Annotated in this window: 16 protein-coding genes; 7 read left to right on the top strand and 9 right to left on the bottom strand. The window is 69.4% G+C overall.

Going from position 1 to position 19086, the window contains the following annotated elements; genetic code table 11:
- Positions 1 to 6: 6 nt before the first annotated feature.
- Positions 7 to 876: an EamA family transporter RarD gene (gene rarD, locus LQ566_RS07435; protein WP_231090974.1), complete on the bottom strand. Its 870-nt coding sequence runs from the start codon at positions 874 to 876 to the stop codon at positions 7 to 9.
- 269 nt (positions 877 to 1145) lie between these two features.
- On the opposite strand from rarD, the gene LQ566_RS07430 reads away from it, so the two are divergent.
- On the top strand, positions 1146 to 3239 hold the full coding sequence (locus LQ566_RS07430; RefSeq protein WP_231090973.1) for a VaFE repeat-containing surface-anchored protein: 2094 nt from the start codon (positions 1146 to 1148) through the stop codon (positions 3237 to 3239).
- Positions 3240 to 3307: 68 nt separating this feature from the next.
- Here LQ566_RS07430 and LQ566_RS07425 read toward each other — a convergent pair whose 3' ends face one another.
- A complete protein-coding gene (locus LQ566_RS07425) occupies positions 3308 to 3751 on the bottom strand; it encodes an SRPBCC family protein (RefSeq protein WP_231090972.1) in 444 nt (147 codons plus the stop codon).
- Positions 3752 to 3954: 203 nt separating this feature from the next.
- Between LQ566_RS07425 and LQ566_RS07420 the strand changes: the two genes are divergently transcribed.
- A complete protein-coding gene (locus tag LQ566_RS07420; protein ID WP_231090971.1) occupies positions 3955 to 6816 on the top strand; it encodes a PIG-L family deacetylase in 2862 nt (953 codons plus the stop codon).
- An 81-nt stretch (positions 6817 to 6897) separates the two neighbouring features.
- Here the strand turns inward: LQ566_RS07420 and LQ566_RS07415 are convergent, their stop codons facing one another.
- Positions 6898 to 7689 carry an ABC transporter permease gene (locus tag LQ566_RS07415; protein ID WP_231090970.1) on the bottom strand — a complete coding sequence of 264 codons (792 nt, stop codon included), beginning with the start codon at positions 7687 to 7689 and terminating at the stop codon, positions 6898 to 6900.
- On the bottom strand, positions 7686 to 8564 hold the full coding sequence (locus LQ566_RS07410) for an ABC transporter ATP-binding protein (RefSeq protein WP_231090969.1): 879 nt from the start codon (positions 8562 to 8564) through the stop codon (positions 7686 to 7688). The genes LQ566_RS07415 and LQ566_RS07410 overlap by 4 nt, the downstream gene beginning before the upstream one ends.
- A gap of 103 nt (positions 8565 to 8667) precedes the next feature.
- On the opposite strand from LQ566_RS07410, the gene LQ566_RS07405 reads away from it, so the two are divergent.
- Complete coding sequence (locus tag LQ566_RS07405) at positions 8668 to 9615, top strand: TetR/AcrR family transcriptional regulator (protein WP_231090968.1); 948 nt, start codon at positions 8668 to 8670, stop codon at positions 9613 to 9615.
- A 72-nt stretch (positions 9616 to 9687) separates the two neighbouring features.
- Here the strand turns inward: LQ566_RS07405 and LQ566_RS07400 are convergent, their stop codons facing one another.
- Positions 9688 to 10365, bottom strand: a complete 678-nt coding sequence (locus LQ566_RS07400) for an ABC transporter ATP-binding protein (protein WP_231090967.1) — start codon at positions 10363 to 10365, stop codon at positions 9688 to 9690.
- A complete protein-coding gene (locus LQ566_RS07395; RefSeq protein ID WP_231090966.1) occupies positions 10362 to 11423 on the bottom strand; it encodes an ABC transporter permease in 1062 nt (353 codons plus the stop codon). Before LQ566_RS07395 ends, LQ566_RS07400 begins: the two co-directional genes overlap by 4 nt.
- Positions 11424 to 11576: 153 nt before the next feature.
- Between LQ566_RS07395 and LQ566_RS07390 the strand changes: the two genes are divergently transcribed.
- Genes LQ566_RS07390 through LQ566_RS07380 form a run of 3 tightly spaced genes read left to right on the top strand, consistent with a single transcriptional unit; the run spans position 11577 to position 14162 of the window.
- Complete coding sequence (locus LQ566_RS07390) at positions 11577 to 12758, top strand: sensor histidine kinase (protein WP_231091396.1); 1182 nt, start codon at positions 11577 to 11579, stop codon at positions 12756 to 12758.
- Positions 12755 to 13378, top strand: a complete 624-nt coding sequence (locus tag LQ566_RS07385; protein WP_231090965.1) for a response regulator — start codon at positions 12755 to 12757, stop codon at positions 13376 to 13378. The genes LQ566_RS07390 and LQ566_RS07385 overlap by 4 nt, the downstream gene beginning before the upstream one ends.
- A gap of 34 nt (positions 13379 to 13412) precedes the next feature.
- Positions 13413 to 14162 carry a 3-hydroxybutyrate dehydrogenase gene (locus LQ566_RS07380; RefSeq protein ID WP_231090964.1) on the top strand — a complete coding sequence of 250 codons (750 nt, stop codon included), beginning with the start codon at positions 13413 to 13415 and terminating at the stop codon, positions 14160 to 14162.
- A gap of 18 nt (positions 14163 to 14180) precedes the next feature.
- Here the strand turns inward: LQ566_RS07380 and LQ566_RS07375 are convergent, their stop codons facing one another.
- Complete coding sequence (locus tag LQ566_RS07375) at positions 14181 to 14474, bottom strand: hypothetical protein (protein ID WP_231090963.1); 294 nt, start codon at positions 14472 to 14474, stop codon at positions 14181 to 14183.
- 101 nt (positions 14475 to 14575) lie between these two features.
- Here LQ566_RS07375 and LQ566_RS07370 point away from each other — a divergent pair, with 101 nt between their 5' ends.
- Positions 14576 to 15514, top strand: coding sequence for an endonuclease/exonuclease/phosphatase family protein (locus LQ566_RS07370; protein WP_231090962.1), 939 nt, complete (start codon positions 14576 to 14578; stop codon positions 15512 to 15514).
- Between the two features lie 210 nt (positions 15515 to 15724).
- On the opposite strand, the gene LQ566_RS07365 is transcribed toward LQ566_RS07370, so the two are convergent.
- Together LQ566_RS07365 and LQ566_RS07360 are read right to left on the bottom strand one after the other, a co-directional pair.
- Entirely contained in the window at positions 15725 to 18568 is a 2844-nt protein-coding gene (locus LQ566_RS07365; protein WP_231090961.1) for a helix-turn-helix transcriptional regulator, read from the bottom strand.
- A 44-nt stretch (positions 18569 to 18612) separates the two neighbouring features.
- Positions 18613 to 18825 carry a hypothetical protein gene (locus tag LQ566_RS07360; RefSeq protein ID WP_231090960.1) on the bottom strand — a complete coding sequence of 71 codons (213 nt, stop codon included), beginning with the start codon at positions 18823 to 18825 and terminating at the stop codon, positions 18613 to 18615.
- Positions 18826 to 19086: the final 261 nt, after the last annotated feature.

The following is a 19086-nucleotide window of genomic DNA, read 5'->3' as shown; positions in this document are numbered from 1 at the left end:
GAGGCCTCAGCGGCGCGGGCTGATCGATCCCACGGCGAGGATCGCGAGAGCCACGGCGAGCAGCCCATAGGCGACCACGTCCGACGTCGCGATCCGCTCGCCCAGGAGGAGCGCCGCCACGAACATCAGGACGGGTTCCACGTAGCTGAGCAGCCCGAAGACCGCGAGGGTGAGCAGACGCGATGCCGCCAGGTAGAGCGTCATCGCCACCGCGCCGCCGAGGCCGACAGCGATGACGATGCCCTGTTCCCCAAACGTCGCCGCGCCACGGCTCCACGCGATCAACGCAACGGCGGGAAGGCACAGGATCGCCACCTCACCGCCGAACGCGGCCTGGGTGTCGAGCCGGAAGCGCTTGCGCAGGGCGAAGTACGCGGCGTAGCCGAGGCAGACCAGGACCGTCACCCACGAGAAGGTCGCGGAGAAGACGATCTTGATCGCCACCGCGACCACGGCGACCGCCACCGCCCACCACTGCATGCGCGTCACGCGCTCGTGGAACACGAAACGCCCTGACAGCACGAGCACGATCGGCAGCAGCAGGTATCCGAGCGACGCGTCCAGCCCGTGACCGTGCATCGGCGACCAGGCGAACAGCCACATCTGCACGCCGACCAGCGCTGCCGTGCAGAGCAGGACGAGCGGCGTCCACCAGCGATGACGAAGCAGGGCGACCAGATCGGCGAGCGCCGCGCGCCCCGGTGCCCAGAGCAGCGCGATGAGGAAGCACGCCCCCGTGACCAGCATCCGCCAGCCGAACATCGACTCGGCGGAGACGTCGAGCAGCCCGGATACCAGGAACATCGCGCCGAACATGGCGCTGGCGACGAGGGAGCTCGCGACGCCGCGCGCGGAGTGGCCAGCGGTCGCATCCATGACGCCGCCCATCGTATCCGCGAGCGACAGTCACTCCTGCGACGCCACGGACGGCAAAGCCGCCTTTATATGGCAAGCATGGTGTTGTGTGCCAGACGCGGCTCGCCCCGGCTGCGATTGTCCACAGAAAATGACCCCACTATTGGGGTCATTTTGGGAGTGGTGATCGGACGGGATTTTCGGCCGACCTAGTGTCAGTTGATTGGGGGAATGGTGGCTGCACCCGAAGCAGTCACGACCTTTTCAGGGAGAGAAGAATGGGGTCATCCGTGAAGAACCGAAACCCACGGTTGCGGACGAAGATCGGCGGCGCCCTCGCGGCTGCGGGGCTCGTCGCACTCGGCATCGTCGCGCCGCAGATCGCCAGCGCAGCGCCCGCACTCCAGGCGGGAGACAGCGTCTGGGTCGGGGGGAGCATCGGCTATAACGGCGCTGTGGCGCACGCGGTGTATCCGCAACGGCCCGCCGACGCGCCGGACGCCGAGAGCGGCCCGCAGTCGTACTGGGAGGCAGCGGACTTCTGGGCCTACTGCGTCGAACACAACATCTCGGCGAATCCGGGGGCCACCGGTGTGCTCGACGACTTCGACGGCGCTCTCGCCGACAGCCTGTTCACCGGGCCCAATGCACAACTGGTGCAGGCCAAGGTCATGTGGGTGCTCACCCACTCGCTCCCGGTGATCTCGCTGGACGACTTCCACACCGCATCCGGACTCACGAACGTCACGACCGACGATCTGGTGATGGCCACGCAGTACGCCATCTGGCGCTACACCGACCTCGGTTTCGACGCGGAGTGGCGTGCCTGGGTGGATGACCCGGCCACGTACGGCAACGCGCGAGACGCGTACTGGTATCTCGTCAACGGCGCCAACGCCGACACGGCGACGGCCCCGGTCGTTCCGGCGCCGATCACGGTGTCCGTCGACGCTCCTCCCGCGGGTCAGGAAGCGGCCACGCTGGTGGGCCCGTTCACGGTGCACACCAACCAGGCGACGGTGAGTGTGACGACGGAGTCCGGTCTGTCCATCGTCGACGCCGCGGGCAACGCCATCGACGTGTCGGCCGTCGTCGACGGGCAGCAGCTGTACCTGGATGCCACGGGTGTCGTCGACGCCGGCTCTGCGACGATCACCGCGACCGCGGAAGGCTCCAGCGCCACCGGCTATGTCCTCAACGTCCCGTTGGACAACGGTTCGATGACGCCGGACGCGCACGCTCAGACCATGATCCTCGCCGCCAAGTCCACGGCCAACACCACCGCCTCCGCCGACACCACCTGGGTCGCGGTGCCGCAGCCCACGATCGGTACGACGCTGGTCGACTCGGCTGACGGTGACAAGGTGCTGGGGTGGAATGGTGGCACCGTCGTGGACACCATCGCGTACGAGAATCTGACGCCCGGTGTGGAGTACACGGTGACGGGTGAGCTGATGCTGAAGTCGGATGGCTCGGCTACCGGCATCACGGGTACGACGACGTTCACGCCGGCCGAGGCGAACGGGACGACGACGGTGACGTTCGCTGTTCCGGCTGGTTTCGGTGGTGAGGTGCTGGTGGCGTATGAGGAGCTGTTCGAGTCCGCCGATCTGACCACGCCGATGGCGGTGCACCAGGACATCAACGACGCGGCTCAGACCGTGACGGTGCAGACGCCGCCGACGGTGGAGGAGCCCGCCATCGGAACGTCGCTGGTGGATTCGGCTGACGCGGATCATGTGCTTCCCGCTGAGGGCGGCACGCTGATCGACACGGTGGCGTACCAGAACCTGACGGTGGGTACCGAATACACCATCACGGGTGAGCTGATGCTTCAGGGCGACGGCACCGCCACCGGGGTCACCGGTACGGTGACGTTCACTCCGGTGGCCGCGGACGGTTCGGTCGAGGTGACGTTCGAGGTTCCCGCCGGGTTCGCCGGCGAGGCGCTGGTGGCGTACGAGGAGCTGTTCGAGTCCACGGACCTCACCACTCCGGTGGCGGTCCACCAGGACATCAACGACGCGGCCCAGACCGTGACCGTGGAGCAGACCACGACGCCGACTCCCACTCCGACCCCGACGACGACGCCGAGCGCCACGCCGAGTGCCACGCCGACGACGACGCCGAGTGTCACGCCATCCCCGACGACGACGCCGAGCGCCACGCCGTCCCCGACGACGACGCCGAGTGTCACGCCGTCCCCAACGTCGACGGCGAGCTCTCCGGTCGTCCCGGGCAAGCCGGGCAAGCAGAGCGGTCCGACGGGGCTGCCGACGACGGGTATGGATCTCAGCCCGGCGCCGTTCGTCGGCGCGATGGCGCTGCTCGGCCTGGGAACGTTCATTCTGATCGCTCGTCGCCGGGCGACTAGCCGACGCTGATGTGCTGACATGATCGACGGGCGTGACCTCCGGACGGAGGCCACGCCCGTCGTCGTCTGCCGGGGATGTCAGTGGACCGACTGCACCAGGGTGGCGTTGCGCTGACGGATGAGGCGCCGTAGGTACGGCACCAGCACGAGGCGTTCGGCGAGGATCCCGAAGACCGGAGATGCGAGTGTGATCGTGTCGGTCATCCGGGAGCCGTCTGCGGTGTCCTCGAACAGGTGCTCGTGGACGAAGGAGCGGAACGGGCCCGCCACCTGCTGATCCACGAAGCGGCGCGGCTCGTCCAGCGCGGTGATCTGCGAGGTCATCCGGAACCAGATCCCGAAGTGGCGGGCGCGCCAGGTGACGCTCTCGCCGAGCCCGATGCTGCCCGAGCACACGCCGTCGATCGCGGTCTCCCCGGAATCACGCATCGACTCGACATGCAGATCGATGTCGAGTGATGCCGCGAACATCGTGCGCGCGGGCACCGGACACTCCGTGACAAGCGTGAACGCCGAGACCATGTCTCCATTGTCGCCGGGTCCGGGATGCCCGGCCGCCGCCACCCGTGGGACTTATTTTCCGGCGTTGACGAAGGTGGGCGCCGCCGATGGAATGGAAACGGCCCCGATATTTTCCGAAGGAACGAAACTCGGAGGGCCTTTTCTCGCAGCCACTAGTGGGGCGCCACATTGTCGTGCGCCCAGACGGAAGGATGGTCACGACCATGGAGGTCACTGCTTCCCCCGGAGCCACGGATTCCCCGGGTACCTCGCCCGCGGGCTCACCGCAGAAACGGGGAGTCACCCGGCGGACGGTGCTGATGTCGGCCGGAGCGATCGGAATCGCCGGCGCCGCCTTCGGGCTGGGCGCATTCGCCGGTCGATCCCCGGCGTCCGCCGGAAGCACGCTCACCCCCGAGGAAGCCGCGCTGGCGGCTCCCGGCGGTGCACACAAGCTCAACGTGCTGTTCATCGGTGCCCATCCCGACGATGAGGCGGGCAACCTCGGCGTGTTCGGGCAATGGAACGAGTTCCACGGCATGCAGATCGGCGTCATCACGGTGACCCGGGGCGAGGGCGGCGGAAACGCCGTCGGGCTGGAGGAAGGTCCGCCGCTGGGCCTGATGCGCGAGGCCGAGGAGCGCAAGGCTGTGGGCTTCGCCGGGGTCGAGCGCGTGTTCAATCTCGACGGACTCGACTTCTACTACACCGCCAGTGCACCGCTCTCGCGTGACGTCTGGGGTGGTGACGCCGTGCTCGCCCGCATCGTCCGCGTGGTACGGGCGACGCGACCGGATGTCATCGTCACGATGAATCCGTCCGCCGTGGAAGGAAACCACGGCAACCACCAGCAGGCCGCGATGTTCGCGGTAGAGGCCTATCTCGCGGCCGGGGACGAGAAGCGCTTCCCGGAGCACCTCGAGGAGGGGTTCGGAGTGTGGCAGCCGCGCCGCATCCTTCGCGCCGGCGCCAGTGGAAAGGGAGCGAACGGACCGGACGGCGTCGCCGGCGGGTACGAACCCCAGGTGGCATCGGACGTTGTGTTCGGCTGCTGGAACGGCACCCGCAGCGAGCGTCATGCTCGCCCGTGGTCGGAGATGCTCGACAACGCCAAGTGGGCCTACGTGACGCAGGGATGGGCAGAGATGTCCGCCAGCCCCACCGACCCGGCGGAGATCCCGACCTCCTGGTTCACGGTGATCCACTCCCGATCGCCGATCGTGGACCCCACCTCCGGTGGCGATGCTGCTCTCCGGGGCGCCGCCCTGCCCATCGAAGGCGGGCTCCCGCTCGGCACGCTGATCGACGTGCGCCCGAAGCGGTTCGAAGCGGTGGCGGGTGAGCCGCTGGAAGTCGAGGTCATCGTGACCGCCTCGCCCCAGGTGGGACTGGACGCGGGCGAACTCAGCCTGGACGCACCCGCGGGGTGGAGCACGTCGAAGCCGGCTTCGGTGCCGGCGTTGAAGCCGGGGGAGGCTCACACTGCCGTCTTCACCGTCACCGCCGGTGACGATGAGCCCGGCACCCAGGTGCGCGTCGAGGCGACACTGACCGCGGGGTCCGCATCGGGGATGTCCTTCGCGCAGCTTCGCGCGGCGGGCGCGGTGGAGGCGACGATCGAGCCGCTGGAGGAGATCCAGAGCTTCCGTGAGTGGACGGCCGGACTCGGCATGAAGCATCTCGACGTCCTGGTTCCCGAGCTGTTCGCGGTGGGGCAGGGGCGGACGCGCGAACTCGCCGTGACGGTGGAGAACCTCTCCGGCACCGCTCAATCCGGTGCCGTGAGCATCACGCTTCCCGCCGGGTTTTCCGCACAGCCCGCTGAGCAGAAGTTCGCCGACCTGGCTGCAGGCAAGACCGAGTCGGTCATCTTCGAGGTCCGCAACGACGACACCTCGATCCCCACGGCGAACCGTGCCGAGAACAAGGGTGAGTGGCCGGTCATGGTGGCCGCGACCAGCGGTGCCGGAGTGGCGGAACGCGCGGTCACGATGAACCTCGTGCCCACGTACGCGGTCACCCGGACCAGCAGTCCGCCCGTCATCGATGGCGTGCGGCGTGACGGCGAGTACCCCGGTGAGCCCATCGCGATCGACACCATCTGGGACGGCAAGCCGATGGGCGGCACGACGCCGTCCATCAGCGCGCAGACCTGGATCACCCACGACGACGCCAACTTCTACCTCTTCATCGCGGTGAAGGACGACGTGCGCGGCACGATTCTCCCGGCGACCGACAACAAGCGGCAGCGGCGCACGGACTCAGTGGAGATCTACTTCGATCCGCGTGGCACGGCGCCGAACACCGCTCACACGTTCATCGGCGGCATCATGCCGTCCATGGACTCCTTCACCGGCGCCCCGGGCGTCGGCCGGGACCGGGACAACTGGCAGGGGGAGGCGAAGGTCACCGCCCCGGGGATGGAGGTCGCCGTGGTGGAGGCGAGTGACGCCGCCTCGTACACCGGCTACGACATGGAGGTGAAGATCCCGTTCACCGTGCTGCCCGACAACCTCGACCCGCAGCACGTGGGATTCAACATCATCGTCAATGACTCGGATACCCAGAACAAGGCAGCCCAGAACCGCGTCGGCTGGTCCACGTTCCCGGGCATGCGTGCCGACCCGTGGCGGTGGGGGATCATCACCCTCGACGGCATCGAGGATGCCGGGGCCCAGCCGAAGGAGCCGACCCTGCCCGACACCGCTGCCCGTTCGGTGGAATCGCCGCAGTCGATCCTGCAGTCCGCGATCGACGGTGTCCCCCTGGGCGGGTTCCCCACGGGCCCTGACCCACTGCGCGTGGTGTCGTCGTCGGTGGCGCTCGGCATCGTCACAGCCGAGGTCGACGTTCCGGTGGCGGGCACGGCACGCCTGTTCCTCTGGGACGGAACCCAGGCCGTCGGCGAGGCGAAGACCGATGTGACCGCCGGCCGGGCGACGCTCTCGTTCAAGGCGCGCACGGCTGCCACCGGCACCGCGGACAGCCTCACCGGCACCGTCGCATCGCCGGTGATCCTCATCTCGCTCGATGCGAAGGACGCGGTGTACGCGACGCGCGCCCCGCTCGGCGGTGCCTCCGTGTGACGGCGACTCCGTGCGACGGCGACTCCGTGTGAGGGCGCCGACGGGGTCCGTGGATCGACGATCCGCGGACCCCGTCGTTCGTCACCGCCGCGGGAACCGCCATGCGATCACGACGGCTCCCACGAGAACGATTCCGGCGCACCACGCGATGGCCCAGAGGGGTTGCAGGCCCGGATCGGTGCCGAGAAGCAGCGCGCGTATGGAATCGACGATCGGAGTGACCGGCTGCGCCGCCGCCACCGGCGCGAGCCACGACGGCAGCGAGCCGATCGGCACGAACGCGTTCGACAGATACGGCAGGAACAGCACGGCGAAGCCGTATCCGTTGGCCGCTTCCGGGCTGGAGGCGAGCAGACCGATCGCGGCGAACACCACGGTGACCGCAATGATCCACGCCAGCACGATACCGGCGACACCGAGCCATTCCGCCGGACCGGCGATGGGGCGGAAGCCCAGGAGGAACCCCACGCCCAGCACGATGACGGTGGCCACCAGGTTCCGAAGGACACTCGCGACCACGTGGCCCGCGAGGCACATGGCCGCGACCGTCGGCAGGGTGCGCAAGCGCAGCATCGCGCCGCCTGTGACGTCGCGGTTGACCGATACCGCCACGGACGCGGCGCCGTAGCCGGAGCAGAGCACGATGATGCCCGGGATGACGAAGTCCAGGTAGCCGCCGCTCGGATCGATAGCCCCGCCGAACACGTAGGTGAACATCAGCATCAGCAGCACGGGAAGCGCGATGGCAAGCACCAGCCCTTCGCCGTCGCGCAGACTATGGCGCAGGCTCCGACCGACGAATACCGCGCTCGCGGTCAGCGGCCCGCTGCCGGGGTGAGCGGAGCGAGCGCCCTCCGCGACGATCGCGCTCATGCGGCCACCGCCTCGGCTCGCTGCGCAGTGAGCGCGAGGAACGCGTCGTCGAGAGTGGGCCGGTGAACATCAACGCGCAGCGTCCGCTCCTCGGCCGACAGTCCGGCCAGCGCCGCCGCCAGACCGCCGGCGGTCGCCCTCGCAGGAAGCGTGCGCACCGTCTGTCCGGCCTCGTCGACGAGGGCCACGGTCTCCTCGCCCACGCGCGAGAGGATCTCGGGAACCGTGCCGTCCGCGACGATCCCACCGTTCGCGATGATCGCGACGCGGTCAGCCAGTTCCTCTGCCTCGTCCAGCATCTGCGTGGTCATCAGCACCGTGCAGCCCCCCGCGGAGAGGGAGGCGACGTCTTCCCAGATCTGTGCCCGGCTGGCGGGATCGAGACCGGTCGTGGGCTCGTCCAGAAAGAGCACGGCAGGGGTTCGCATGAGTGAGGCCGCGAGGTCCACACGCCGACGCATACCTCCGGAGAAGTCCGCGACGCGTCGGTCGGCGGAGGCCGACAGGCCGAATCGATCGAGCATCCCCGCGGCGCGCTCCTGCGCGTGGCTGCGTCCGAGCCCGAGCAGGCGACCGATCATTCCGAGGTTCTCGCGCGCGGTGAGCTGATCGTCCACGGAGGCGTACTGACCGGTCGCGCCGATCATCCGTCGCACCTGAGCCGGCTCGCGGACGACATCGTGGCCGCAGACGCGGGCTGTGCCGGAATCGGGGCGCAGCAGAGTGGTCAGGATCGAGACGAGCGTCGTCTTCCCGGCGCCGTTCGGGCCGAGCAGGGCGAAGATGCCGCCCTCGATCTCGAGGTTCAGACCGTCGAGCACGGTGCGCTCGCCGAAGCTCTGGCGGAGCTGGCGGACGTCGATGATCGCCGACATGGGTTCCTCCTTCTGTGTTCGTGATAAACAGTATGCACAATAAACAGTAAGATGGACGGAGCGTCAAGTCCGGCGTCGAATACCGTGGGGAGTGGAGGTGGAGATGGCTGATTCGGAGATCTCGCGGACCCTTGCGCTCGCGTGGGGGCTGGCGGCCGCGCCGCAACGCGGTCCCAAGCGGGAACTCTCGCTGGAGCGGATCGTGGAGGCTGCAGTGGCGATCGCCGATGCCGAAGGACTGGCCGCGGTCACCATGCAGCGCGTGGCGCAGACCTTCGAGTTCACGACGATGGCCCTCTACCGCTACGTCGCCACCAAGGACGAGCTGTACCGCCTCATGCTCGACGCCGCGATCATGCCGCGGGAAGCCGCGCTGGAATCGGGCGACTGGCGGGAGGGGTTGCGGACCTTCCTCTTCGAATTGCTGGACGCGTATCGCGCTCACCCCTGGATGCTGGAGACGCCGCTGTCGCCGGAGATCCACCTCATGCCGGGTCAGCTCCAGGTGGCCGATCGGGGGTTGCGTGCCATGCGCAGTCTGCCGGCAGCCGACGATGCCAAGCTCGCGGTGCTGATGGTGTTCTCGGCGTTCGCGCGCGGGCACGCGGCCGTGGAACGCGAGGTGCTGCACGGCGAACCGGTGTCCGCCGACACCCGGGCCCTCCTCGTCGAGGCGGTCACGGCCGCACGGTTCCCGGACGCGGTTGCGCTCGTGCGCAACGGAACGTACTTCGGCGACCCGGAGCCCGGGCATCCGGAAAGCGCGATCGCGGAGTTCCGGCACTTTGCAGCGGGCGCACTTCTGGCCGGCCTCGAAGCGTTCTTCAGCGGCGCAGCGACAGCGTCGCCGGCACAGCCGCCGGTGTCCCTGAGCGCACAGGAGGCGTTCGAGGTCGCGGAGGCGGAGCTGCACGCCGCCACGCTGCTGCGCAAAGCTGCACAGCAGCGTGTCCGAGCGGCCGAACATGCAGAGAACGCGGCCCGGAAGGCTCGCGATCGAGCGAAGGAGCTCGCCAAGGCCGACCAGAAGCGCGCTCGTACCGACGGCTGAGCCTCGTCCCGGCTCGACGTCGCGGGAACGGACGAAACGGGCGCGATTCCATCGTGGAATCGCGCCCGTTGCTCATGCGTGGCTGGTGAGCCGACCGTCCTTCATGTGCAGCAGGGTGTGCAGGTGCGGCGTCAGGCTGAGGTCGTGCGTGACCAGCAGGGTGGCGATCGAACTGCCCGTGGTCAGCTCGACGAGCAGCTCCATGATCTGCTGACTGCGCTCGCTGTCCAGGGCGCTGGTGGGTTCGTCGACGATGAGCACGCTCGGATCGTTCGTCAGCGCTCGTGCGATGTTGACGCGCTGCCGCTGACCTCCGGAGAGCTGATGCGGGCGCTTGTGGCGGTGATCGCTCAACCCCACGCGGTCCAGGAGTTCATCGGCGCGCGCCGTCACCGCCGCTTTCGCCCGGCGGCTGCCGCCGAGCTCGTTCATCACGGTGAGCTGCTCACGAGCGGTGAGGGAGGGAAGCAGATTGGACTGCTGGAAGATCAGCCCGATCCGCTCTCGACGCAGCTGCGCGGCACCGGCGAGGTCGAGGCCCGCGGTGTCGACGTCGTCGATGACCACCCTTCCGCTGTCGGGGCGGATGAGGGTGGCGGCGACGGCCAGCAGACTCGACTTCCCGGACCCGGACGGGCCGGTGAGCCCCGCGATGGTGCCGGGGCGGACGGTGATGCTGACGTCGTCGACGGCGCGGATGCGCGTGGCGCCATCGGGGAAGGTGAGGGTGACGGAATCGAGGGTGATCATCGGTTGCTCCCGAGTGCGGTGAGGGGATCGGCGGTGGTGACGGCGCGCAGCGAGAACATCGCTCCCGCGAGTCCCACGACGACCATGAGCGCCGCGGGCAACAGGGTGGTCAGCGGGCTGAGGATGAACGGCATGCGCCCCTGCAGCGCGAGACCGGCGGCGGTGACGATGGCGAGCCCCAGTCCGGTGCCGATGAGCAGCACCACCAGCGCCTGACCGAGGGCGTCGAGGCGGACCGCCCGGTTCGTGGCACCCAGCGCCTTCAGGATCGCCACGTCCCCTCGCCGCTGCATCGACCAGACGGTGAAGAAGGCGCCGATCACCAGGGCGGAGATGCCGAACAGCAGCCCCACGATCAGCAGCAGCGAGCCGATCTCGGAGCGGAACGCCGGCAGATTCATCAGGGTGGACAGCGGCGTGGCAGTGACGGTTCCGGTGTCGGCGTCGAGTGTGGCCGCATCTGGTGCACCGGTCACGAGCAGCGCCGTTGCGTGCGCATCGGGAACCCCCATGCGTGCGCTCACCGACTGCCAGTCGGTGAGCGTGGTGTGGATCACCGGTGTGTGGCTGTACCAATCGTCGCCCGTCACGCGCTCGACCGTGTACTCCTCGCCGACGAGGGTGATCGAATCGCCCGCGCTGACCTGCAGCGCCGCTGCGGCACCCTGCGAGAGCACGACGTCGCCGTCGGCCGACGGCTCCGTCTCGCCCGCGACACCGCCGAACAGCGTCACCCCCTCGCGATGGTCGGCGCTCTGCGCGCGCACCTGGCTGATCCCGATCGGGGTGACCGAGACGACGCCGGCCGCAGCTGTCCAGGCGTCCGTCTGCTCCGGGGTGATCGTGGAGTCCGACAGCGTGGGAGTGGCGTCCGCGGCAGAGGGCGCCAGAACGATCCGATCAGCCGGCAGCGCCAGCACTCCCGACACGTTCTGCCAGGCGAGCCCTCCCGTGAGTCCGGACAGGAAGCCGACGAGCACGCTGACGAGCACGACGACCACGGTGATGAGGGCGAAGCGTCCTCGGGCGAAGCGCAGATCGCGCCAGGCGACGAACATGTGGGGTCCTTCCGGTCGTTTCGCCCACTCTCGTCGCGATCCTCATGCCCGGCATCGGCTGACGGTCGGATCCTCACCGGCTGATGGGGCGAGGGGATTCTCGATCTTTTGGGGGATGCACCAAGCTGAGCCGAGGTCTAGCGTGAGGGGGTGATGCCCCACGCCCACCCGCCCGTGAACCGGATCGTCGTCGGCGTGCGCATCGGCCTGCAGTTCGTCTTTCTCGCGCTGCTCGTCTTCGCGGTCGTGATGACGGTGGCGTCTCCGGGGCCGGGGCCGGGGACGGGGATCGTGATCGGGCTGGGGGTGGTGATCACCGCCACCTACGTCGCGGCGATGTTCGTGCACGGCTGGGCCGCGGTGCGGCTGCATCGTTCGTGGCGGTGGATCTGGGTTCTCACGCTCACCATCGAATGGGCGGTACTGGTGTGGCTCACGCCGCACGCCGCCTATCTCGTCTTCCCGGTCTTCTTCCTGCAGCTCGAACTGCTGCGCCCACCGCTCGGGGCGCTGGCGGTCTGGCTGAGCGCGGGGTGGGCGGTCGTCGCGCTCGGGCTCGCCGCGGGCTGGTCTCTGGGCGGCGTCATCGGTCCGCTGATCGGTGCAGCGGTGGCGGTGCTGCTGGGAAAGGCGTACAGCGCGCTGCGCGAAGAAGCCGCCGAGCACGAGCGTCTGTATACGGAGCTTTCCGGCACCCAGCAGCGGCTGGCGGCTGTGGAGCGTGAAGCCGGTGTGGCGCAGGAGCGTGCGCGAGTGGCGCGGGACCTTCATGACACCGTGGCGCAGAATCTCTCCAGCATCGTGATGCTGCTGACGGCGGCAGAGCGCGAAGGCGAGGCAACGGGCACGGTTCGGCTGGCGCGGCAGACAGCGAGCGAGACCCTGGCGGAGACGCGCGCGCTGATCGGTGCGCTCACCCCGCCGCTGCTCGACGAGCACACCCTGGGCGGTGCCCTGCGGCGACTGGCCGCGAACACCTGGCGAGCACCCGGGCTGAAGGTGGAGGTCCGGGTGGCGGATTCCCTCGTACTGTCGATGACTCTGCAGACGGCGCTGCTGCGTATCGCTCAGGGAGCGATGGCGAACGTGCTGCTGCACGCTCACGCGTCGCTGGCCTGGATCGAGATCACGCGCGACGAACACAGCATCCGGATGGTCGTCGGAGACGACGGCGTGGGAATGGACCCCGACACGATCGACACCGACGCTGCGGCGCAGCGGGGCGGATTCGGCATCCGGGCCACGCGTGAACGCGTCAGCCAGCTCGGAGGTCAGGTGCGCATCGACAGCGCGCCCGGCGCGGGAACGGTGATCATCGTGGAGGTGCCGGAATGAGCGTTCGCGTCCTCATCGTCGACGATCACGCGATCGTGCGGGCGGGGCTGCGAGCCCTGCTCGCCGCGGACGACGGCATCGAGGTGGTGGCGGACATCGAGGTCGCGGAGCAGGCCGCCGACCTCGCCGCCGAGCAGGCCGTGGACGTGGTGCTCATGGACCTGCAGTTCCACGGACGCAGTGCGGGTGTGGACGCGACCCGGGCCGTGCGCGCGCTGCCTCATCCACCCGCGGTGCTGGTACTGACCAACTACGACACGGACTCCGACATCCTCGCGGCCATCGAAGCGGGGGCGAACGGCTATCTGCTGAAAGACGCGCCCCTGGACGACCTGCTTGCGGCGATCCACGCCGCAGCACAGGGCGAGAGCGCACTGGCGCCGGCGATCGCCTCCCGGCTGATCGAGCGGATGCGCACCCCTCAGCGGACGCTGACCGCTCGCGAGCTGGCGGTGCTCGAACTCGCGGGTGCCGGTCTCAGCAATCGCGAACTCGCCCAGCGGCTGCACGTGACGGAGTCGACGGTGAAGACGCACCTCGCGAACATCTACACCAAGCTCGGCGTGGCCTCGCGTACGGCCGCGATCGCGGCGGCACGGGACAGCGGGATGATCCGGTAGCCTTCCTCTCACCCCATGAGCTAGCGTGCACAGCATGACGACGGAGTTGACGAACCGAAGGGCGCTGGTCACGGGCGGGGCGAGCGGGATCGGGCTGGCATGCGCACGAGCGCTCGCCCGTGCGGGAGCCCAGGTGATCGTCGCCGATCGGGATGGGGACGGCGCGCGTGGCGCCGCCGCAGAAGTCGGCGGGGAAGCGCTGGTCATCGATTTGTCCGACCTGGAAGCCGTCGCCGACCTGAGTGTCGACGTCGACGTCCTGGTCAACAACGCCGGCGTGCAGACCATCGCGCCGGTGGAGGAGTTCGACCCGCTGGTGTTCCGCCGCATGATCGACCTGATGGTCACGGCGCCGTTCCTGCTCACCCGCTCCGCGCTGCCGCAGATGTACGCGCGCGGCTGGGGACGTGTCGTGAACATCAGCTCCGTGCACGGCGTGCGCGCGAGCCCCTACAAGGTGGCGTACGTCACCGCCAAGCACGCGCTGGAGGGCATGTCCAAGGTCGTGGCGCTCGAGGGCGGTGCGCACGGCGTCACCAGCAACTGCGTCAATCCCGGCTATGTGCGCACCCCACTCGTGGAGAAGCAGATCGCCGACCAGGCGCGCGTGCACGGGATCGCGCCGAACGAGGTGGTCGAGCGGATCATGCTCACCGAATCCGCGATCAAGCGGCTGCTGGAGCCGGAGGAGGTGGCAGCACAGGTGCTGTGGCTGTGCAGCGAAAGCGCGGGCATGGTGACGGGGACCTCGCACCTCATGGACGGTGGTTGGAGCGCGCGGTGAACCTCGCCGATCGGCGACTCAGGCCCGTTCGGTGGGAGGGGCCTCGGGGAGCCGGGCGTCCGGGTTCCCGCGCCGCGTGATCCACCAGCCGGTGAGAAGGCCGATGCTCAGCAGTACCCCGCTCCCACCCAGCCACATCCAGAGACTGGTCTCCACGCCGACGAGCGACGTGTGCCAATCGCGGCAGTACGAGCGGGAGGTGTCTTGCGCGTCGACGCAGATTCCGGCCTGAAACAGCGGTGCGAAGAGTACGAAGGCGACCAGCAAGGCACCGATCCCGGTCCACAGCAGGGCATTCCGACGCGCCGACATGCCTCCTTCTTACACCCCCCCGGCTCGTCACGAGGGAGGCCTGTGCACGGAAGACGGCGGCGCGCAGACTCCTCCGAGGCGGCACCGCATAGGCTCGCGGGGTGTCGCAGCCTCACCCTCGTCCGCAGCCCACCGGGCGCGCCCCGATCCGGGCCGGCCTGGTCGCGGCTCTCATGGTGCTGCTCCTGGTCGTCATAGCCGGAGTCGCCGTGCCGGGGCTGGCCGGGACGCTGTCGGCCGTGACACTGCCGTGGCTCTGGCTGCCCGCGGCGCTGGTGGTGGTCGGGGGATTCTGCTGGTGGCGCCGCCGTTGGATCGCGCTGATCCCGGCGGTGGTGTGGACCATCGCGACAGCCTCGTCACTGACCTGGTTCCCGGTCGGTGCCGCCGAAGGCGATGGGGTCATCGTCGCCGCCAGCCAGAACGTCGAGGCCGGTTCGGGGACGGCGGCGCAGTCGGCGGCAGCGCTCGTCGATCGCAGCGCCGACGTGATCGCACTGACGGAGCTGGACGCGCAGTCCCGTGACGATGCGATCGAGGCGCTCGCGCAATCGCATCCGTACCGGTATGTGGTGGGAACGGTCGGCCTGTGGAGCACGTCTCCGATCATCGATGCCGAGGCGCTGGATCTGGGCCTCGGGTGGCATCGCGCACTTCGGGCGGAGATCGAGAGCCCCGCCGGGCCGATCAGCGTTTACGTGGTCCATGCCGCCTCATTCCGGCCGGGGGCACAGGGCGAACGCGACGCCATGCTGAGTGCACTCGGAGACCTGATCGCCCAGGACGACCATGACCGGATCCTCGCTCTCGGCGACTTCAATGCCGCCGGTGCGGACCCGGTGCTGGCGAGCATCCGCTCCCGCCTGACGGAGCCGCGTCAGGCGTCGTTCGGGTTCGGCTTCACCTGGCCCGCGAACCTGCCCTCCACACGCATCGATCACATCTTCCAGCGAGGTTTCGACGCAGGAGGTGCCGAGACGCTCCGCGCCGGCGCCAGTGATCATCTCGCCATCCTCGTCGGCCTCCGTCCGCGTTCGTAGCCTCGCTCTGGCGAGGGACCGTGCCGACGCCCCGCGCCTGTGCGCCGCCGGTCCTGCTTCGCCCCGCGCCTGTGCGCCGCCGGTCCTGCTTCGCTCGGCGGCTCGTCCTGACATCGCGACTGCGGCATGCGTCTCGGACGCTCCGCGGCTCGTCTTCACGCCTTCCATGGCTCGCCCCCTCACGGCGGTCCGTGCGGGGGCGACTGCGCCTCAGCGGCGGGACGAGACCGCGGCCTCGGTGCGACTGGAGACGCCGAGCTTGCGCAGGATCGCGGAGACGTGGACGCTCGCCGTCTTCGCGCTGATGAACAGGCGCTCTCCGATCTGCCGGTTGGTGAGTCCTTCGGCGATGAGGTCGAGCACCTGCTGCTCACGTGCGGTCAGCTCCGTGGGCGCGGCGGCGCCGACGGATTCGCCGGGACGTGTGACGCGTGCCAGACCGGCATCCCGGCTGAACGCGAGCACGCGCTGCTGCAGCGGTCGGTGCCCGAGCGCGTCGGCATACTGCGCCGCGACCATCGCGTGCTCTGCCGCCGCCGCGCGATCCCCATCCGCCAGATGCAGACGCGCGAGCTCCAGCTGGAGGACGGGGCGGAATATGGCGGGCACATCGTCGTTGTCGACGACCGGCAGCGCCGCGCTCAGTGCCGTGGCGTCGCCGCTCAGCATGGCGGTGAGCACCGTGTCCCAGTGCGGAATGCGCAGCGCTTCCGGTCGAGCGTTCCAGGCCGCGGCGACCGCCCGCGCGGTGTCGTCGGCGAGAGCCTGACGGCCGTCCACCCGAAGGTCGGTGACGACCCGGGCGCCCTCCAGCAGCAGCCGGGAGACCTGAGCCAAGTGCGGCCCGCGGTCTTCGATGACTTCGGCGAGCACGCCCGCTGCCCGTGTGGGATCGCCGTTCCCGAGACTCGCCAGCAGCTCCACGTTGCGCAGCGAGAACCAGACCTGGCGCTCGACCTGGGAGATGGCGGCGGCGACGGGACGCCATTCCTTCAGCAGGCGAGCGGCCTCCGCCATGCGACCGCGCCAGACCAGGATCCGGATACGCGACATGGTGGAGTACACCCGGAAGATCGGAAGCGTCCGCAGCGCGAGGTCGCGAGACATCGCCTCCTCCGCGCGGTCGATCTCGCCCAGTTCGATCAGCGGTTCGACGAGGTTGTGCGCCAGTACGGAGCCGGTGGCCCGTTCGACACCCAGGCGGCGCGAGTGTGCGACCCCGAGTTCGGCCACCTCGACCGCCTCGTGGAAACGCCCGAGATTGTGCAGCGCGTCCGCAAAGTTGACGCGATACCGCAACTGGGCATCGTGATCGGAGGCGTGCTGCCAGGAGAGGCGGAGATCGGCGAGGCCGGCGTCGACGTCGCCGAGGTGGATGCGGCTACAGCCGCGCAGGTTCGCCGCGACCGACATGGCGTTGTCGAAGCCAGCGGCCTGCGCGATGGAGAAGGCTTCGTCGGCGGTCTCGATCGCGTCGGTCAGCCGGGCACTGGTGAGGTAGCGTCCGCTGAGGTAGTTCAGGAGCGAGGCTCGCAAGCGGTCTTCACCTGGGCTGCCGTCCAGGACCGCCAGGGCCTCCCCGAGGGACTCCACGGTGCCGGTCTTCCCGAGATTCTGGAGGTAGAGGGCGCGATCACGCAGCAGCCGCGCGTGCACGGCCGGTTCGGCGGTCTGCGGGTCGAGCTCGTCAAGGGCGAGGGTTGCCACCGTGAGGGCACGTTCCGCATCGCCGCCGTTGCGCAGGATCGATCCGAGACGCGCGAGGAAGGGGATGCGTTCGATGCCGGCGACATCGTCGGCATCAGGCACCTGGTCCCACAGCTCGAGTGCCAGCTCCCCGAAGCGTGCTGCCGTGGAGAACGCGTAGCTGTCCTTCGCCTGCTGCATGGCGTCCACGGCCGCGCGGAGAGCCTGTTCCGGAGCGTGCGCCTGATACCAGTGGAAGGCCAGGCTCGATGCCGCGCCGCCGGCTGCCTGGATCGCTTCGGCGTAGGCGCGGTGCAGGCGCGCTCGTTCGCCGGGGAGGAGATCGTCGTGGATGGCTTCGCGCAGCAGCGCATGACGGAACGCATAGCTCTCGTCGTCTCGCACCGTGAGGATGCCCGCGATCACCGCTTCACGCAGTGCTTCGTCCAGGCCCTCGCCACCGCGCCCGGAGACGGCGGCGAGCAGGTCGTGGGCGATTGCACCGTCGCATGCCGAGGCCAGCCGCACCGTGCGGCGGGCCTCTTCGCTCAGAGCGTCGAAACGGGCGAGGAGCACGTCGCGCAGCGTGTCCGGCAAGGGGCCCTCCGCGTTGCACACCAGCTCTTCGACGAAGAACGGCACGCCCTCGCTGCGCTGCACGAGGTGCGCGATCGTGGCGTCGTCGAGCGGGCCTCGCAGGCCCACCGCCAGCTCGCGCACGGCACCCGCGTCGAGGCGGGCGAGCGAGATCCGCTCCAGGAGCCGCGCTCGCTCGGACTCGGCGAGGAAGGTGCGGACGGCCCCGCCCCGGCGCACTTCGTCGGTGCGGCACGTGAGCACGAAGAGCACACGCCGGCCCGCGAGAGCGCGCAGGAGGAACGAGAGCATCGACAGCGTCGCGGCGTCTGCCCAGTGCAGATCTTCGACGATCACCACGACCGGTCGTACCGAGGACGCGGCTTCGAGCAGGTTGGCGATCGTCTCACCGAGCGCTTCCGGATGCACGGTGGAGCGGTCCAGAGGAGTGCCGGCGGGGTCGGGGAGCAGCAACTGGAGCGCGTTGCGGCTGGGGCCGGCGGCATCATCGGCGCGCTCACCGAGCTCTGCGAGCACACCGCGCAGGATCGCGGGAAGCGGGCCGAAGGGGGCGGGTGTGGAGCCGTAGTCCAGACACCAGCCCGTGAGCACGGTGGCGTCATCCGCGAGCCGCTGACGGAACTCCGTGGTCAGCCGGGACTTGCCGATGCCGGCTTCTCCGGCGACGAGGAGGGAGGCGGGCTGGCCCTCTTCCGCGCGACGCAGCGCCTCGTGGAGAAGCGCGAGCTCGGCATCGCGCCCCACCATCTCCGGTGCTGCGGTGGCTGACATGGGTTCATCATGCCAGCCGCCTCGGACATCGGATGGCGGGGCGATCACGCCGCGTGCGGGGTGCACTCCGCGAGCTCGCGTGCGGCTCGCCGGGTCGTCGGGGCGGTCGCGGGCGCCGTCCGCGCGAACAGCCGGCGCAGCAGACCCGGACGCGGCGCGAGACGCTCGGCGACGACGCGGGCGCGCTCCGCACGGATCACGGCCTGCTCCAGTTCCGCGGCGACCACGTACGGGTTCACGTAGGTGTTGAGATCCATGGCACTCTCCTTCTTCGGTACCCCTACGCTCCTCTCTGAGGAGGGGGTGCCTCATCGGGCAGATGACCTAGATCCGCGCCGCGGCACCTCAGATCCGGTGGTGTTCCGGTGGAGTCTCCGGCATGGAGCTCAGGCTTTTCCACGGCGCTCGCCGAGATGGCGCGGCGCTGCGCGACCTACTCTGACGGTGACGGGCCCGCGGCGGACGTCCGCAACGAGAGCCGAGATTCGGTGATTGCGCCCGGAAGGAGAGAGGCAGCG

The sequence above is a fragment of the Microbacterium nymphoidis genome, assembly GCF_021044885.1.
In the GTDB taxonomy this organism is placed as follows: Bacteria; Actinomycetota; Actinomycetes; order Actinomycetales; family Microbacteriaceae; genus Microbacterium; species Microbacterium nymphoidis.
The sequence above is the reverse complement of the archived record's forward strand: the minus strand, read 5'-3'. Positions and strand labels throughout refer to the sequence as shown.

What these genes read in the sequence shown, in the direction of transcription:
- LQ566_RS07390 (WP_231091396.1), top strand. Translation starts at nt 11,577, where the DNA reads ATGCCCCACGCCCACCCGCCCGTGAACCGGATCGTCGTCGGCGTGCGC.
- LQ566_RS07400 (WP_231090967.1), bottom strand. Translation starts at nt 10,365, where the DNA reads ATGATCACCCTCGATTCCGTCACCCTCACCTTCCCCGATGGCGCCACG.
- LQ566_RS07385 (WP_231090965.1), top strand. Translation starts at nt 12,755, where the DNA reads ATGAGCGTTCGCGTCCTCATCGTCGACGATCACGCGATCGTGCGGGCG.
- LQ566_RS07415 (WP_231090970.1), bottom strand. Translation starts at nt 7,689, where the DNA reads ATGAGCGCGATCGTCGCGGAGGGCGCTCGCTCCGCTCACCCCGGCAGC.
- LQ566_RS07395 (WP_231090966.1), bottom strand. Translation starts at nt 11,423, where the DNA reads ATGTTCGTCGCCTGGCGCGATCTGCGCTTCGCCCGAGGACGCTTCGCC.
- LQ566_RS07420 (WP_231090971.1), top strand. Translation starts at nt 3,955, where the DNA reads ATGGAGGTCACTGCTTCCCCCGGAGCCACGGATTCCCCGGGTACCTCG.
- LQ566_RS07425 (WP_231090972.1), bottom strand. Translation starts at nt 3,751, where the DNA reads ATGGTCTCGGCGTTCACGCTTGTCACGGAGTGTCCGGTGCCCGCGCGC.
- LQ566_RS07360 (WP_231090960.1), bottom strand. Translation starts at nt 18,825, where the DNA reads ATGGATCTCAACACCTACGTGAACCCGTACGTGGTCGCCGCGGAACTG.
- LQ566_RS07375 (WP_231090963.1), bottom strand. Translation starts at nt 14,474, where the DNA reads ATGTCGGCGCGTCGGAATGCCCTGCTGTGGACCGGGATCGGTGCCTTG.
- LQ566_RS07365 (WP_231090961.1), bottom strand. Translation starts at nt 18,568, where the DNA reads ATGTCAGCCACCGCAGCACCGGAGATGGTGGGGCGCGATGCCGAGCTC.
- rarD (WP_231090974.1), bottom strand. Translation starts at nt 876, where the DNA reads ATGGATGCGACCGCTGGCCACTCCGCGCGCGGCGTCGCGAGCTCCCTC.
- LQ566_RS07405 (WP_231090968.1), top strand. Translation starts at nt 8,668, where the DNA reads ATGGCTGATTCGGAGATCTCGCGGACCCTTGCGCTCGCGTGGGGGCTG.
- LQ566_RS07380 (WP_231090964.1), top strand. Translation starts at nt 13,413, where the DNA reads ATGACGACGGAGTTGACGAACCGAAGGGCGCTGGTCACGGGCGGGGCG.
- LQ566_RS07410 (WP_231090969.1), bottom strand. Translation starts at nt 8,564, where the DNA reads ATGTCGGCGATCATCGACGTCCGCCAGCTCCGCCAGAGCTTCGGCGAG.